Raw genomic sequence first — 13,785 nt, forward strand, 5'->3', positions numbered from 1 at the left:
GGCATTTGTGTGCGCGGGTCAGGCCGGCAGCGGCATGGTGTCGTAGAGCCGGACACCTGTGCGGTTGAGCCGGGCCAGCGCCTGCGTCACGCCCAGCGGGAGCACCGAGATCGCCCGTCCCGCCGCGACGAGCGCGTTCACCCCGAGGCGGCTGCCGGGCACGATGGTCTTCGACACCGTCGCGGCGAATGCGCGCGCGGCGAGCACCGACGGCGTCATGATCTTCTCGTAGGCCTCGAACGCCGCCTCGTAATCGGCACCGGCACGGGTGATTTCGCCGGCCAGCACGTACGCGCCGTAGACGGCCAGGCTGGTGCTGCCGCCCACCGCCGGCCCGGGACAGTAACCCGCGTCCCCGACCAGCGTCACCCGTCCCTTCGACCAACTGGTCATTTCCAGCTGGGTGATCGCGTCGAAGTAGAACGCGGGTGTGTGTTCCACTTCGGCCAGCCAGGTGTCGACCTCGGCGGACATGTTGGCGAACGCGGCGCGCAGTTGCCGCTTCTGCCGCCCGGTGTCGCGGTGGTCGAACTCCAGCACCGCAGGTCGGAAGATGAACACCGCCCGCGCATCATCGAGATGGTCGGCGGTGTAGATCATCGCCACCCGGTTGGGCTCGTAGTACCCGGTCATCTCGCCTTCTCGGGCAAAGGATTTCGGCACCGAGACCACGGCTAGGTATCCGCCGAGGAAACGCTCGGGTACCTCACCGAACACGAGCTGACGGACCCCCGAATGTAGCCCGTCGGCCCCGACCACCACGTCGAACTGGCGGGACGGGCCGTGGGCGAAGGTCACCCGGCCGTCGTCGGCGATCGCGGTGATCTGGTCGCCGAAGATGTACTCGGCGTCGTGTCTGCTTGCGCTGTAATAGATCTCGCTCAGATCATCGCGCATGATTTCGACGTGACGTTCCGACATGGCCCCGGTCAGTTTCACGTAGTCGATATGGGCGGCCCGCGACGTCCAGGGTCTGCGGATGTCGAGCAGCGTCGTCCCGGTGGCCCGGGCCGTGATCTGGGGCAGCACGCCCATCTGTTCGGAGATCTCCATCGCGGGTCGGAACAGGTCGATGGCGTGCCCGCCTGTCTTCCGCAGTGCGGGTGCGCGTTCGACGACGGTGACGTCGATCCCTTGCCGGGTGAGCCAGTAGGCCAGCACGGGTCCGGCGATGCTGGCGCCGGAGATCAGGACCTTCATGGTGGTCTCCTTACTTAACGATCGGTAAGTCTATGTCGACCAGCTTACCGATCGTTAAGTCAGCTAGGGTGGCTACGTGCCCAAGCCTCCGTCAGACACCAGGAACCGCATCCAGGAGGTAGCACGCGAACTGTTCACCGAGAAGGGGGTGCAGCGCACCAGCCTGCAGGACATCGCCAACCGACTCGGTATCACCAAGCCCGCGCTGTACTACCACTTCAGCTCGCGCGAAGACTTGGTCCGCAGCATCCTGACGCCGCTGATGGATGAGGGTGAGGCACTGGTCGCCGGCTATGAGCGCCGGCGCGGCGCGGCGCGGGCGACTCCGCGCGAACTGCTCGAAGGCTGGTTCGACTTCCACTATCGGTACCGTGCCGACCTGGTCCTGGTGGTCGCCGAACTCACCACGCTGGCCGACCTCGGCCTGATCGACACACTTCTGGCGTGGCGGGAGCGTTACACCCGACTGGTGTTCGGCGCCAAGGCGTCGCTGGCGCAGTCGGCTCGCGCGGTCATTGCGTTCGGCGGGGTGCAGGACTGCTGCCTGCAGTTCCCCGACGTCGGGCACGAACAACTGCGGCAGGCGTCCGTCGACGGTGCCATGGCAGCGCTGGGCCTCTGAACCTTCTGACACAACCGTTACAGGGGGCACCAATTCTCGGAGGCGACCCACATCTGAAAGGTGATATCGCGGGCGATGCCACTTTCCACAGTTAACTCCCGCGCCTCACTCCGCGACGTCGAACCCCGCATGCACCTTCGTCGGGCGCACCCGCACCACCAGCTCACCCGGGACACCGTTGCGCTTGCCGAACTCCTCGGCCCGGTCGGCACCCATGTACCGGCCGCCGAGCCGGGTCGCGGTGTCGATCAGCTCGGCCGGGTCCTCGCTGAGCGTGGCGACGCCCTGCACCTGGACGAACGAAAACGGCGGGTGTGAATCGTCGATGCACAGGACGACCCGCGGATCCCGAAGCAGCGCCTTGCCTTTCGCGGTGTCCTTGCCGGTGTTGAAGACCAGTTCGTCACCGTCGACGTAGAACCACACCGGCGCGGCCACCGGCCGGCCGTCGGAGGCCACCCACCCGAACACCGCTGTACGCGTGCCCTCGGACAGGAATGCGACGACCTTCTCGGACAGCGCGGTCATACCGAGCCCAGATCGGAGGAGATCCAGTGTTCGGGCTTGAGGAACACCGCGACGCTCTCGCCGTGCTCGCGGCGGGCGAACTCCAGGTAGCCGTCCACCTTGTCGGGGGCCAGGTAGCGCTTGGTCATCTCGACGAGTTGTTCGTCGGTGCCCGGTTCGATGCGGTCGACCGCTCCGTCGACGGCGACGTAACGCACCGTCGGCTCCAGTCGCTCGACCATGAGTGACAGGTGGCCGGCGGCCTCGATCAGCTTGTGCTTGCGGGAGCCGACACCGGTGAGCACCCACGGCTGCCCGCCGGGGGAGTACTGGTACCAGATGGGGACCGTCAGCGGTCCACGTTTGTCACCCGCGTACACCGACAGGGCGGCGATATGGGGCTCGGCGAGAAACTGTTCGCGTTCTTCCTTGGAGAGGGCCATGTGTCCAGGCTAACCACTGCCGCAACAAGCTATGCGGCAGTGAGTGTTTCGTCGTTCGCGCGGTTGGCCGCGGCGTAATCGGACAGCGCCTTCAAGACGACGTCCCACGTCGGCTTGGCGAAGACGAGGCCCAGATGCCCGGCATTGAAGTTCGGGTACAGGTCCTGCAGGACGATGTTGGTGACCTGCCCCGGATCGCCGCCGTTCAAGGCCTGGTTGGTGTACGGCGTGACGATCCAGTCGTTCTTCGTGCTGATCGTCGTGTACGAAACGCCAGGACGGGTATCGCCCTTGCCGTAGATCTCGTCGAGCAGCGGCGACCCGATGGCCTGCTGCAGCCACGCCGGGCCCAGCAGGTTCACCAGGCTCAGGATCGGCTTGCCGATCAGCGGGATGTTCTTGATGTAGGCCAGCCCGTCCACGTCGGCACCATGGTGGCCGGGCGCGATCCCGATGAACTGCGCCACACTGGCGGCGCCACCCAGGTTGTTCAGGTAGTACTCCGGCGTCAGGCCGCCGCCCTGCGAGTGACCGATCAGGATGACCTTGTCCGAACCCGTCAACGTCTTGACGCGCTCCACCTCGGCGGCGAGTTCCGCGGCCGACTTCCGGATGTCGGCGGTGCCCCGCACCGGCCAGATCGGATTCTTGGTGACGTTGCCGTAGTTGAAGGTGAAGACGGTGTAGCCCGCATTGGCCAGCACCGGTGCGCCGACGCTCCAGTTGAACGGTGCGTTGGCGGCGGTACCGGCGATCAGGATGACCGGAATCGGATGATCGGCGTTGATGATGGTGTCCGAGATGTTGGCGCCCGCCGGTGACTTGTTGACGTTCAGGTAGTCCAACAGATTGCCGACCCCGTAGGTCACCTTGTAAGGCCCGGTGTTGCCGAGGTCGGCGTTCAGCGGTGTCCCGGAGAGCAGCTTGCCCGCTGTCGCCGCCGTGCCCGCGATGGCGGCCGCGAAGTGATAGGGCACGCCGAAGAACGGTTTGGGGCCGATGGCGGTGGCCGTCACGGCGGCCAGGTTGTTCACCAGGGTGACGGCGAGCAGGCCGATGTCATTGGCCAGGCCGGTCATCTGCCGGGCGAACTGAATGGCATGGGCGATCGGATTGGGCGCCTTCTTGGCACTGGCCGACGGGGTGACCGCCGGACTGGCCAGCTTCAGCGCTGCGGCAGAAGCCGCGGTCGTCGCGGTGCCGGCGGTCGCGGTGTCGATCGACGCGGCCTTGGCGGTGGCACCCTGCTTCTTCTTGGTGACCGGCTTGGTGTCTTGCGCCGGATCAGCCTTCGGGTCCGCCTTGGCGGCCGTGGTGCTGTCCTCTTTGGCCGCCGGTTTCGTGGTGGCGTGCTTGTGCGCCTTCCGCGGCTTGTCGGCCTTCTTCGAGGTCTCGGTCTTGTCCTCGGACGTCTTCGGGGTGTCGGCGGGTTTCTCTGCCGCGGGCTTGTCGGCCTTGTCCGTCTTGTCCGGCTCAGAACTGCTCGACGGTGAATCGTGCGACGCCGAGTCGTCGGCGTGCGCGATGCCGGTGGCCAGCCAGATGGTGGCGAAGGACCACAACACGACCAGCAGCGCTGCCGCCAACCGGTATGTGTGCACGCCGACACGATTCAACGACATTGAAGCCTCCCCGACCCCGATGAGTGATACCCCCGGTACGGGTATAGCGGATGAGTCGATGTGCGCGAGCGGTTTTCGCGCGTCTCGTGGCCGCTGATGTCAACTTTTTGGCCGGAGCCTCTCAGGCCGCGAGGGCCATTGTCGGCGTGACATTGGCTGCCGGGTTCCCTGCCAGCGCGCCCAGCACGGCGGTCCACGTCGGTGCGGAGAAGACGATGCCGAGGTGGCCGGCGTTGTAGTTCGGGTATTGGTCCTGCAGCACGATGTTGGTGACCTGACCCGGTGCGCCGACCGGCAGCGCCTGATTCGTGTACGGCGTGACGACCCAGTCGTTCTTCGACGAGATGGTTGTGTAGAGCACGCCCTCCCGGATGGCGCCGTCGCCGAACGTCTCGTGCAGCAGCGGCGATCCGACCGCCTGCTGCGTCCAGGCCGCACCGAACACATCGATGATGCGGTAGATCACCGAGGCCACGGCAGGCCCCAGCACGGGGATGCCCTTCAGGCCCACCAGCCCGTCCACATCGGTGCCGTTGCTCGGCGCGATCCCGATGAACTGCGAAACCTTGGTATCTCCACCGAGTTTGTTGATGTAGTACGCCGGCATGACGCCGCCACCCTGTGAGTGGCCGATCAGGATGACCTTGTCCGCGCCGGTCTCCTTGAGGACCCGCGTCACCTCGTCGGAGAGTTCTTGGGCGGACTTGCGGATATCGGCGGTGGCCTGGATGGGGAAGCCGGGCAAGGAGGTGGTGTTGCCGTAGTTGAAGCTGTAGACCTTGTAGCCGGCATTGGCCAGTACCGGCGCCCCGACACTCCAGTTCACGCCCTGGGTGGCACTGGTGCCGTTGAGCAGGATGATCGGCAGCGGATGGTCAGCGGGCATCCCGGTGAACGGAAGATTGGCTCCCGGAGGCGATTTCACCGGGTTGAGCCAGGACAACAGATTCGGCACGCCGTAGTTCACCTTGTACGGGCCCGCGCTGACGGCGTTCAGTGGTGTCCCGTCGAGCAGCTTGGCCGCGGTGGCCGCCGTGCCGGCGATGGCGGCCGCGAAGTGATAGGGCACACCGAAGAACGGCTTCGGGCCGATGGTGGTCGCCGCCGCCGCGGCCAGATTGTTCACCAGGGACACCGCGACCAGCGCCAGATCGTTGGCCAACCCCGTCATCTGACGGCCGAATTGGACGATCTGCTTGATCGGGTTGGGCACCCCCGACGCCTTCGCCGACGGGGTGACCGCGGCGGTGGCGACCTTCAACGCCGTGGGTGCGACCGCTCCCGCGGTGCTGAGGTTGATGGTCTTGGCCGCCTTGGCGGTGCTCGCCGAGGCTTCGGTACCGGTCGTGGCCGGCTTCGGATCAGACGCGGCATCGGACTTCGCGTCACCATCGGACTTGGTGTCCGCCTTGGACTCCGTGGCCTTCTTCGCGGTCGCGGCCGACTGTGCGGCGGCGTGCTTGCGGTGGCCGCGACTCTTGGGTGGATCGGCCTTGTCGGTCTTGTCGACCTTCTCGGTGGCCGGCTTCGGATCGGCATCCGGCTTGTCGTGCTTGGCCGGCTCGGTGCCGGACGAACCGGTGCTGCTCGTCGAGGAATCTGTGGTCGACGTGCCGTCGGCATGGGCGACGCCGCCCGCCATCCACATCGTCGCCAACGCCCACAACACCGTGCACACCACCGCGACCGTCCGCCGCACCTGTGTGCCACCAAGACTCATCGACATCAGACCCCCCAACCCGATAGGCGATACCAGCGGTCCTGTGTATACCGAACCAGTCGGGGTCGGCGTGGGCTTTTCGCGTGACCGCTACCCTGCCCAAGTGACCGAAAGCTTTACCGAAACCTTTGCGGCAAGGGCAGCCGGATACGGCGACCGGCCCTGCATCGAGTTCGGCGGACGCTGGTACACGGGTGCCGAAGTCGCCACGATCGGCGCGGCGGTCGAGGCCGCGCTGGACCGCGCGGGCGTGCCCGCCGGCGCACCGGTCGGGTTGGTGGTCCGCAACAGGCTGCCCCACGCTGCCGCGGTCATCGGCCTGCTCGCGGCCCGGCGCTGGGTGTCGATGATCTACTCGTTCCAGTCCCCGGCCGCCATCGCCGGCGACATCGAGAAGTTGCGACTGCCCGCGGTGCTCGCCGAGGACGAGGACTGGACCGAGCCGGTCGTCGCCGCGGTCGCCGCGGCCGGCAGTGCCGGGGTGCGGATCTCGGCGGCGGGAGCGCACCTCGTCGACGGTCTGACGCGCAGTCACGCCGAAGCCGTGCGCGGGGACGCCGGACTGCACGTCCTCACCAGCGGCACCACCGGCCCGCCCAAGCGGCAGGCCATCCCCGCCCCGGTGCTGGAACGCACCGTGTTCAGCGTGACCGGCGGCCAGGCCGGCCCGGACGATCCGCCCGAACTCGTGTACTGGCCGCTCGGTGGGATAGGCGGCGTGTGCCAACTGATCACCGGCGCCTACGTCGGCAAGCGCATGGTCCTGTTGGAGAAGTTCAGCGTCGGCGAATGGGTGCGGGTGGTGAAAACCCATCGGCTGCAACGGGCCGGCGTGCAACCCGCGGTGGTGCGCATGCTGCTGGACGCCGATCTGGACCCCGACGACCTGGCCTCGCTGCAGTTCATCATGAGTGCCTCGGGCCCACTGGATCCGGAGGTGCGTGACGAGTTCGAGCGGCGGTACCGCATTCCGGTGTTGTTGGCTTACGGCGCAACGGAATTCGCCGGATCGGTGTGTACCTGGACGCCGGAGCTGTATCGCGAGTTCGGCGCCACCAAACGGTTGAGCTCGGGAAAAGCGCTGCCCGACACCGAGGTCCGGATCATCGATACCGACACCGGGGAGCGGTTGCCCGCGGGAAAGCAGGGCCTGCTGGAGGCGCGGATCGCGACGATCAACCCCGACTGGATCCGCACCACCGACCTCGCGTCCATCGACGAAGACGGATTCATCACCTTGCACGGCCGGTCCGACGGCGCCATCAATCGGGGCGGCTTCAAGATCCTGCCCGAGACGGTGCGCCGCGTGCTGCTGGACCATCCCGGCGTGCACGAAGCCTGCGTGGTCGGGGTGCCCGACGCCCGACTGGGTCAGGTGCCGTTCGCCGCCGTGGAATCCACGCCCGGTGCACCCGCCCCGGACCCGGCCGAGCTACAGGACCTGGTGCGCGACACCCTGCCGCGGCACTGCGTCCCGGTGCAGGTGGTGGTGGTCGGAGCGCTGCCACGCAACCCGGCCCTCAAGATCAGCCTGCGCGACGTCGCCGCGCTGTATCGGCCTTGAAACACCTCCGGCCGGGAACCCGCAGGTTCCCGGCCTTCGGCATCTTCGGGACACCGAGCTTGGGCAGACCGACCTTGGGCAGTCCGACCTTCGGGGACGGTAGCGACTGGGCGACGTCGGCGATGGCGCCCATCGCGCTGACGGGGGCCGTTGCGGACTTGGCCAAGGTGCTGGTCGCGGCGGCCGGATTCACGAGCCGGCTGAACAGCAGGCCGGTGTACGCGAGGTCGTTCACGCCGCCGATGAAACTGGTGGGCACGTCGATCGCGGAGTTCACCACGCTGAACACGTCCTTGGTGCCCTTCACCCCGGACGGGATGATGTTGCCCTGCTGCGCGACGTGGTACGCCTGGTTCCACTGCTCGGGGCTGACCTCGGCGACCTTGCGGGGCTGGGCCTTGCCGAGTGCCGCCGACAACGCGCTGCGGCACTCACCGGTGCCGGCGTCGCGGACCTCGCTCTTCTTGCAGTTCGACGTGACGCAGCTGCCGTTGAATTCCGATTGGTCCGCCCCGCAGTCGGCGGAGCTCGGCGCGGCGGTGATCACGGATACGACGGCCAATGGTGCGAAGGCCGCCGCCACGGCTGCCGCGTAGCGGCGCGTCGAGTTGGTCATGCCAGTCCTCACCCATAGATGTAGCGAACAATTTCCTAGAGTGTAGACGAGATAACAAAGTGATGGGCCTACAGTTTCAAGGCATGCACTTCGGACTTTTCATTCCGCAAGGTTGGCGCCTCGATCTCGTCGGCATCCCCACTGCACAGCATTGGCCCCTGATGAGCGAATTGGCCGCTCACGCCGATGACAGTGCCTGGGATTCCGTGTGGGTGTACGACCATTTCCACACCGTCCCGGTGCCCACCGACGAGGCCACCCATGAGGCGTGGTCGTTGATGGCGGCGCTGGCCGCGACCACCGGCCGGGTCAAGCTCGGCCAGATGTGCACGGCGATGAGCTACCGCAACCCCGCCTACCTGGCAAAAATTGCCGCGACCGTCGATGCGATCTCCGGTGGGCGCACACAGATGGGCATCGGCGGCGGTTGGTACGAGCACGAGTGGCGGGCCTACGGCTACGGCTTCCCGTCCGCGGGGGAACGGTTGGGCCGGCTCGACGAGGGCGTGCAGATCATGCGCGACGCCTGGCGCGACGGCCGCGTCACCTTCGACGGCAAGTACTACCAGGTGAACGACGCCATCGTGGCGCCCAAGCCGCTGCAAGAGGGCGGCCTGCCGCTGTGGATCGCCGGGGGTGGCGAGAAGGTGACGCTGAAGATCGCGGCCAAGTACGCGCAGTACACCAACTTCAGTTCGGCTCCCGAGGAGTTCGCGCGCAAGTCCGAGATCCTGGCCGGGCACTGCCGCGCGGTGGGCACCGATTACGGGGCCATCGTGCGGTCGGCGAATTTCAATGCGGTGGTCGGGTCCTCCGAGGCGGACGTCAAGGAGCGGCTGGCCCGGATCCGGGCCCGGCAGGTGGGTAAAGCTCCGGAAACGGCGGTCGACGCGATGCTGGCCAACGTCGCCTCGCCCGACTCGGCGACCGGGACCCCCGAGCAGATCGTGCCGCGTTTGCAGCGGATGCGTGATCTGGGCTGCGAGTACGCCATCCTCTATTTCCCCGAGGCCGCGTATGACCGCTCCGGGATCGAGCTGTTCGAGCGTGAGGTCATTCCGGCGCTCGTTTAGTCGGGCACCGCGCTGACCTGGTATTGCGCGATCAGCCAGCTTTCGCCGGCGCGGGTCAGCGCCACGCCCAGGCGCAGGGAGAGCACGGTGCCGTCGGGCCGGGTGAAATCTGCCAGGCCGTAGCCGAGCACCACCTCGTCGGCGGGTCTACGGATCTCGTCGATCCGATAGTCGACCGTGAGTCCGTGCGGCTGGCCGTCGTAGTAGGCGAGCACGCCCACGCGCCCCACCGTGTAGGGATGCAGGCCCTGGAAGACGGCGTCCTCGGTGAACACCGCCGCCACCCGGGCCGGGTCGTGCGCATCGATCCCGGCTTTCCACTCGTCCAGCACGCCGCGGAGGATGGCCTCGCTAGTGTCCGGCACTTTGACCTCCATCGACGTGCAGGATCTCGCCGGTGACGAACTTCGCCTGCTCCAGGTACAGCACCGCATCCACGACGTCATCGATATCACCCAGATGACCGACCGGGTGCAGCGCGGCCAGGAAGTCGTGGGTCTGGGGATCGTGCATGGGGGTGTCGATGATGCCCAGCGCGACCGCGTTGGACCGGATGCCGCGTCCGGCGTATTCGATGGCCAGGGCCTTGGTGACGGCGTTCAGCCCACCTTTGGACAGTGACGCCAGCGCCGAGAGCACCTGCGAGTTGGCGTGGTCGACCAGGCTGGTCGAGATGTTGACGATGTTCCCGCCGCCCTCGCGAGTCAGCATGGCGGCGACCGCGGCGCGGGTGACTTCGAAGAAGCCACGGACGTTCACACCGCTGACGGCGTCGAAGTCTGCGTCGGTGTACTCGGTGAACGGTTTGGCGACGAAGATGCCCGCGTTGTTGACGACGGTGTCCACCCGGCCGAACCGGTCGAGGGCGGCGTCGACGATGCGCCGCCCGACTCCTGGTTGGCCGATGTCGCCGGCCACGGTAAGGACCATCGGATCATCGCTGGGCGCGATGCTGCGGGAGTTCGCGACGACGGCGTAGCCGAGCTTGCGGTAGCCGGCGACCAGCGCTTCGCCGATGCCTTGGGAAGCGCCGGTGATGATCGCTACGCGAGGTGTGGTGCTCATGGTCTGTGCCTTTCGGTTGCTCTGATGCACTACTCAACCTCGGCCCCGGCTCCGGCGATGTCCGCCTGGCACGACGCGATACCTCCCTCCTGAGAGGAAACGCCTACTACGCTCTGCCGGTGGAACTGCGTCAGGTGCGGTACTTCGTCACGGTCGCCGAGGAACTGAACTTCGGTCGCGCCGCCGAACGGCTGCGCATCGCGGGCCCGTCGCTGTCCCAGCAGATCAAGGCCCTCGAGCGGGATCTGAAAGTCCAGTTGTTCGACCGGGACCGGCGCTCGGTGACGCTGACAGCGGCCGGTGCCGCGCTGTTGCCCGGTGCCCGGGCGTTGATTGATCAGGCCGACGAATTACGAAGGCAGGCAACCGGATTGGTGGTGACCGATCCCGTGCGCATCGGTTACGTCAACTGGTGTCCGGTGGACTGGGCCGAGCGGGCCGCGGGGGTGGCCCAGCTGCGGGTGGACACCTGGGTGATGCCGTCGCACACCCAGGCGGCCAGGGTGGCCGACGGCAGCCTGGACCTCGCCATCTGCTGGGTGCTCGACGCCGACCTCGACGCGCTGTCGCTGGAGGCGCGACTGGTCGGGGTGGACCGGCTGTATGCCCTGTGCCCCGGCAACGACGACGCACCGGTGCAGGCCAAGGACACCGTGGTACTGGTGGACACCGATACCGCGAGTTGGTCGTCGTGGAACCGCTACGCCGAGCAGTTCGCCGCCGACACCGGCGCCCGCGTGATGCGCACCGACGACGGCGGGGTCACGGGGGCGACCTTCTTCGAGCACGTGCGCAACCTCGGCAGGCCGGTGCTGAACAATCCGCGCGGGCAGAACGACGCCGAACCGCGCGACCTGGTGCGCAGGCCGGTGGTGGCGCCCACCCCGCTGTGGACGTGGTCACTGGTGTGGCGCCGGGCTGAGACCAACGCGGCCGTCCTTGCCGTCATCGACGAATTCACCGGCAGTACCGGCATTCTCGGAGTGGGTGAGCCCGACACGTGGCTGCCTGCCGATGATCCACACCGAGGCGGTGGCGCTTGCGGCGAGTAACACGATGAACGCCGAGACGACGAGAGCAGGCCGGTAGCCGCCGTCAAGTAGCGGCGCCACCACCAGCGGTCCCACGATCTGGCCGACGGAGTAGCCGACGGTCAGCAGGGCCACCGCGCCGCGTATCCCGAGCAGTCGTCCCTCGGCCATGGCCAGCGTGCTCACCCCGATGAAGGTGCCCCCGAACAGCAGTGCCCCCGCCAAGCTCGCCGCGCTGCCGCCCTGGCAGGCCAGTGCGATGCCGACGGCCTGCAGCGCCAGTGCCGCGGTGAGCATCGCCGGTTGGCCGAACCGCGCGCCGAGCCGGGCCCACAGCGCGGCCGATGGGATGACGGCCAGCCCGACCACCAGCCAGACGCTGTTTCCCAGGGCGCCGGGGGAATGCTGCGTCACCGCGGCCACCAGGAAGGTCCCGGCGATGATGTAGCCGATGCCTTCCAGCGTGTAGCCGGTGAACAGGAGCACGAATCGCGCGGTGCCCGCGCGGTGCGTCCGTGTGGGTGCCGCGCCGGTCGGCGCGGTTTCGCGCCGCGGATGCACGGACCAGCCGGCCGCGGCGAGCACTGAGGCGAGGGCCGCCGCCGACCACCACGCCGTGCGCCACCCGGCGGCGGTGGGCAGCGCCAGCACCAGGACCGCGGACAACGCGATCCCCGCGCCCACCCCGCCGAAGCCCCAACCCACCTTTTCGGGCAACCGTTCCAGCAGCGTGTTGACGGCTATCACGAACACCACCGCGCTGGTGAATCCCGCGACGGTGCGTAGCGACAACCACGCAATGGCGTTGACTGTCAACGGCATTGCCGCCATGCTCGCGACGATCGCGAGCAGCGAGACCCGGCAGGCAAGCCCGGAGCGGGCCAGCCGCGGGGACAGCGTCGTGGCCACCGCGCCGCCCAGGTAGCCGAGATAGTTCGCGGTCGCCAGATGCCCGGCCGAGTGCGCGCCGAGCCCGGCCTGGGCTGTCATCAATGGCAGGATGGGCGTGTAGACGAACCGGCCGACGCCCATCGCGGCGGCCAGTGCCGCGGCGGTGGGCAGCACGGCGGTGTGGAGGTGTCGTCGCATCGTCTGATCATCGGGCCGGGGCGCGTCCCGGGCCAGGATCGGATTGTTCGCAGCTGGAAGGCGATTCCTCGTACCGGCCGGGTACCGATGTCGTCATTGCCGATGTTGTGCGCGGTATGACTGACAACATCACTGCGCTGGTCACCGGCGCCAACCGTGGACTGGGCAGGCAGATCGCCGCTGAGCTGCTGGCCCGCGGTGCCAAGGTGTACGCCGCAGCGCGGCGCCCCGAGACCATCGACCTGCCGGGCGCCATCCCGGTCCAGCTGGACATCACCGACCCGGAGTCGGTCCGACGGGCCGCGCAGACCGCGTCCGACGTGACCGTGCTGGTGAACAACGCCGGGGTGTCCACCCGCGCCAATCTCCTCACCGGGCCGATCGACGATGTGCGACTGGAGATGGAGACCCACTACTTCGGCACACTGAGCGTGACCCGTGCTTTTGCGCCCGTCATCGAACGCAATGACGGCGGCGCCATCCTGAACGTGTTGTCGGTGCTGTCGTGGCTGCACCCGCACACTTCAGGTGCCTACGCCTCGGCGAAGGCGGCGGCGTGGGCGCTCACCGACGCCGTGCGTGAGGAACTCGCACCCCGCGGAATTTCGGTGTCTGCGCTGCATGTCGGGTACATGGACACCGACATGGTCCGCTACATCCCGGCCGACCAGAAGACAGATCCCGCGGTCGTCGCGCGGGTGGCCGTCGACGGGTTGCTCAACGGCGAACCGGAGATCCTGGCCGACGAGACGTCGCGCGCCGCGAAGGCGGCGCTGTCGAATTCGCTCGGCGCATCGGCGGCCGGATGACGATCTTCTGTGGTGCCCGGCCGTTGCGACTGTCCCTTCTCGGTCGCGCGCGGCTCAGAAGTGGAAGCATCGGGTGGCATGGAGAAGATCTCATTGACCGCGCTCGCGCGCCAGGAACTGACCTCGGCTCGGGTCGCCGCCAGTGGCCGCAGCGCGCACACGGTGTACGGCGGACACGAGCATGCGCTGCGTCAGACGTTGATAGCGCTGACCGAGGGCAACGGGCTCGACGAGCACGAGAGTCCGGGGGAGGCGACGTTGCAGGTGCTCGAAGGCCGGGTCCGGCTCAGCAGCGCCGACGCGAACTGGGAAGGCTCACCCGGCGATCACCTGGTCATTCCGCGGACCCGGCACAGCCTGGCAGCGCTGGCGGATTCGGTGGTGCTGCTGACCGTCGTCAAACCGGTCGGGCCGCACATCTGAG

At 67.7% G+C, this 13,785-nt stretch carries 14 protein-coding genes and 1 pseudogene; 6 read left to right on the forward strand and 9 right to left on the reverse strand.

The window, feature by feature from the left end:
* Window positions 1–18: 18 nt before the first annotated feature.
* Complete coding sequence (locus AC1DY7_RS16490; protein WP_477494776.1) at window positions 19–1,200, reverse strand: FAD-dependent monooxygenase; 1,182 nt, start codon at window positions 1,198–1,200, stop codon at window positions 19–21.
* A gap of 76 nt (window positions 1,201–1,276) precedes the next feature.
* On the opposite strand from AC1DY7_RS16490, the gene AC1DY7_RS16495 reads away from it, so the two are divergent.
* Window positions 1,277–1,822, forward strand: coding sequence for a TetR/AcrR family transcriptional regulator (locus AC1DY7_RS16495; protein WP_477494777.1), 546 nt, complete (start codon window positions 1,277–1,279; stop codon window positions 1,820–1,822).
* Window positions 1,823–1,927: 105 nt separating this feature from the next.
* On the opposite strand, the gene AC1DY7_RS16500 is transcribed toward AC1DY7_RS16495, so the two are convergent.
* The 4 genes from AC1DY7_RS16500 to AC1DY7_RS16515 form a co-directional block, all read right to left on the reverse strand.
* Window positions 1,928–2,350: a PPOX class F420-dependent oxidoreductase gene (locus AC1DY7_RS16500; protein ID WP_477494778.1), complete on the reverse strand. Its 423-nt coding sequence runs from the start codon at window positions 2,348–2,350 to the stop codon at window positions 1,928–1,930.
* Window positions 2,347–2,772: a pyridoxamine 5'-phosphate oxidase family protein gene (locus tag AC1DY7_RS16505; protein WP_477494779.1), complete on the reverse strand. Its 426-nt coding sequence runs from the start codon at window positions 2,770–2,772 to the stop codon at window positions 2,347–2,349. The genes AC1DY7_RS16500 and AC1DY7_RS16505 overlap by 4 nt, the downstream gene beginning before the upstream one ends.
* A gap of 29 nt (window positions 2,773–2,801) precedes the next feature.
* Complete coding sequence (locus AC1DY7_RS16510) at window positions 2,802–4,394, reverse strand: alpha/beta fold hydrolase (protein ID WP_477494780.1); 1,593 nt, start codon at window positions 4,392–4,394, stop codon at window positions 2,802–2,804.
* A 121-nt stretch (window positions 4,395–4,515) separates the two neighbouring features.
* Window positions 4,516–6,120: an esterase/lipase family protein gene (locus tag AC1DY7_RS16515; protein WP_477494781.1), complete on the reverse strand. Its 1,605-nt coding sequence runs from the start codon at window positions 6,118–6,120 to the stop codon at window positions 4,516–4,518.
* A 97-nt stretch (window positions 6,121–6,217) separates the two neighbouring features.
* Between AC1DY7_RS16515 and AC1DY7_RS16520 the strand changes: the two genes are divergently transcribed.
* On the forward strand, window positions 6,218–7,678 hold the full coding sequence (locus AC1DY7_RS16520) for a class I adenylate-forming enzyme family protein (protein WP_477494782.1): 1,461 nt from the start codon (window positions 6,218–6,220) through the stop codon (window positions 7,676–7,678).
* On the opposite strand, the gene AC1DY7_RS16525 is transcribed toward AC1DY7_RS16520, so the two are convergent.
* Window positions 7,641–8,294, reverse strand: coding sequence for a hypothetical protein (locus AC1DY7_RS16525; protein ID WP_477494783.1), 654 nt, complete (start codon window positions 8,292–8,294; stop codon window positions 7,641–7,643). The genes AC1DY7_RS16520 and AC1DY7_RS16525 overlap by 38 nt on opposite strands.
* Window positions 8,295–8,377: 83 nt before the next feature.
* On the opposite strand from AC1DY7_RS16525, the gene AC1DY7_RS16530 reads away from it, so the two are divergent.
* On the forward strand, window positions 8,378–9,367 hold the full coding sequence (locus AC1DY7_RS16530) for an LLM class F420-dependent oxidoreductase (RefSeq protein WP_477494784.1): 990 nt from the start codon (window positions 8,378–8,380) through the stop codon (window positions 9,365–9,367).
* Here the strand turns inward: AC1DY7_RS16530 and AC1DY7_RS16535 are convergent.
* Window positions 9,364–9,732, reverse strand: a complete 369-nt coding sequence (locus tag AC1DY7_RS16535) for an SgcJ/EcaC family oxidoreductase (RefSeq protein ID WP_477494785.1) — start codon at window positions 9,730–9,732, stop codon at window positions 9,364–9,366. The genes AC1DY7_RS16530 and AC1DY7_RS16535 overlap by 4 nt on opposite strands.
* Window positions 9,719–10,432, reverse strand: a complete 714-nt coding sequence (locus tag AC1DY7_RS16540) for an SDR family NAD(P)-dependent oxidoreductase (protein ID WP_477494786.1) — start codon at window positions 10,430–10,432, stop codon at window positions 9,719–9,721. The genes AC1DY7_RS16535 and AC1DY7_RS16540 overlap by 14 nt, the downstream gene beginning before the upstream one ends.
* 119 nt (window positions 10,433–10,551) lie before the next feature.
* Here AC1DY7_RS16540 and AC1DY7_RS16545 point away from each other — a divergent pair, with 119 nt between their 5' ends.
* Window positions 10,552–11,484: a LysR family transcriptional regulator gene (locus AC1DY7_RS16545; RefSeq protein WP_477494787.1), complete on the forward strand. Its 933-nt coding sequence runs from the start codon at window positions 10,552–10,554 to the stop codon at window positions 11,482–11,484.
* Window positions 11,485–11,529: 45 nt separating this feature from the next.
* Here AC1DY7_RS16545 and AC1DY7_RS16550 read toward each other — a convergent pair.
* Window positions 11,530–12,552, reverse strand: a pseudogene (locus AC1DY7_RS16550) (YbfB/YjiJ family MFS transporter); the annotation flags it as partial.
* A gap of 116 nt (window positions 12,553–12,668) precedes the next feature.
* Between AC1DY7_RS16550 and AC1DY7_RS16555 the strand changes: the two are divergent.
* Both AC1DY7_RS16555 and AC1DY7_RS16560 read left to right on the forward strand, forming a co-directional pair.
* Window positions 12,669–13,361: an SDR family oxidoreductase gene (locus AC1DY7_RS16555; RefSeq protein ID WP_477494788.1), complete on the forward strand. Its 693-nt coding sequence runs from the start codon at window positions 12,669–12,671 to the stop codon at window positions 13,359–13,361.
* A gap of 78 nt (window positions 13,362–13,439) precedes the next feature.
* Window positions 13,440–13,784 (forward strand): cupin domain-containing protein, encoded by a 345-nt coding sequence (locus AC1DY7_RS16560; RefSeq protein WP_477494789.1) that lies wholly within the window; start codon window positions 13,440–13,442, stop codon window positions 13,782–13,784.
* Window position 13,785: the final 1 nt, after the last annotated feature.

Source organism: Mycobacterium sp. P2_H7 (genome assembly GCF_056403275.1).

What these genes read in the sequence shown, in the direction of transcription:
- AC1DY7_RS16490 (WP_477494776.1), bottom strand. Translation starts at nt 1,200, where the DNA reads ATGAAGGTCCTGATCTCCGGCGCCAGCATCGCCGGACCCGTGCTGGCC.
- AC1DY7_RS16500 (WP_477494778.1), bottom strand. Translation starts at nt 2,350, where the DNA reads ATGACCGCGCTGTCCGAGAAGGTCGTCGCATTCCTGTCCGAGGGCACG.
- AC1DY7_RS16505 (WP_477494779.1), bottom strand. Translation starts at nt 2,772, where the DNA reads ATGGCCCTCTCCAAGGAAGAACGCGAACAGTTTCTCGCCGAGCCCCAT.
- AC1DY7_RS16510 (WP_477494780.1), bottom strand. Translation starts at nt 4,394, where the DNA reads ATGTCGTTGAATCGTGTCGGCGTGCACACATACCGGTTGGCGGCAGCG.
- AC1DY7_RS16515 (WP_477494781.1), bottom strand. Translation starts at nt 6,120, where the DNA reads ATGTCGATGAGTCTTGGTGGCACACAGGTGCGGCGGACGGTCGCGGTG.
- AC1DY7_RS16525 (WP_477494783.1), bottom strand. Translation starts at nt 8,294, where the DNA reads ATGACCAACTCGACGCGCCGCTACGCGGCAGCCGTGGCGGCGGCCTTC.
- AC1DY7_RS16530 (WP_477494784.1), top strand. Translation starts at nt 8,378, where the DNA reads ATGCACTTCGGACTTTTCATTCCGCAAGGTTGGCGCCTCGATCTCGTC.
- AC1DY7_RS16540 (WP_477494786.1), bottom strand. Translation starts at nt 10,432, where the DNA reads ATGAGCACCACACCTCGCGTAGCGATCATCACCGGCGCTTCCCAAGGC.
- AC1DY7_RS16555 (WP_477494788.1), top strand. Translation starts at nt 12,669, where the DNA reads ATGACTGACAACATCACTGCGCTGGTCACCGGCGCCAACCGTGGACTG.
- AC1DY7_RS16560 (WP_477494789.1), top strand. Translation starts at nt 13,440, where the DNA reads ATGGAGAAGATCTCATTGACCGCGCTCGCGCGCCAGGAACTGACCTCG.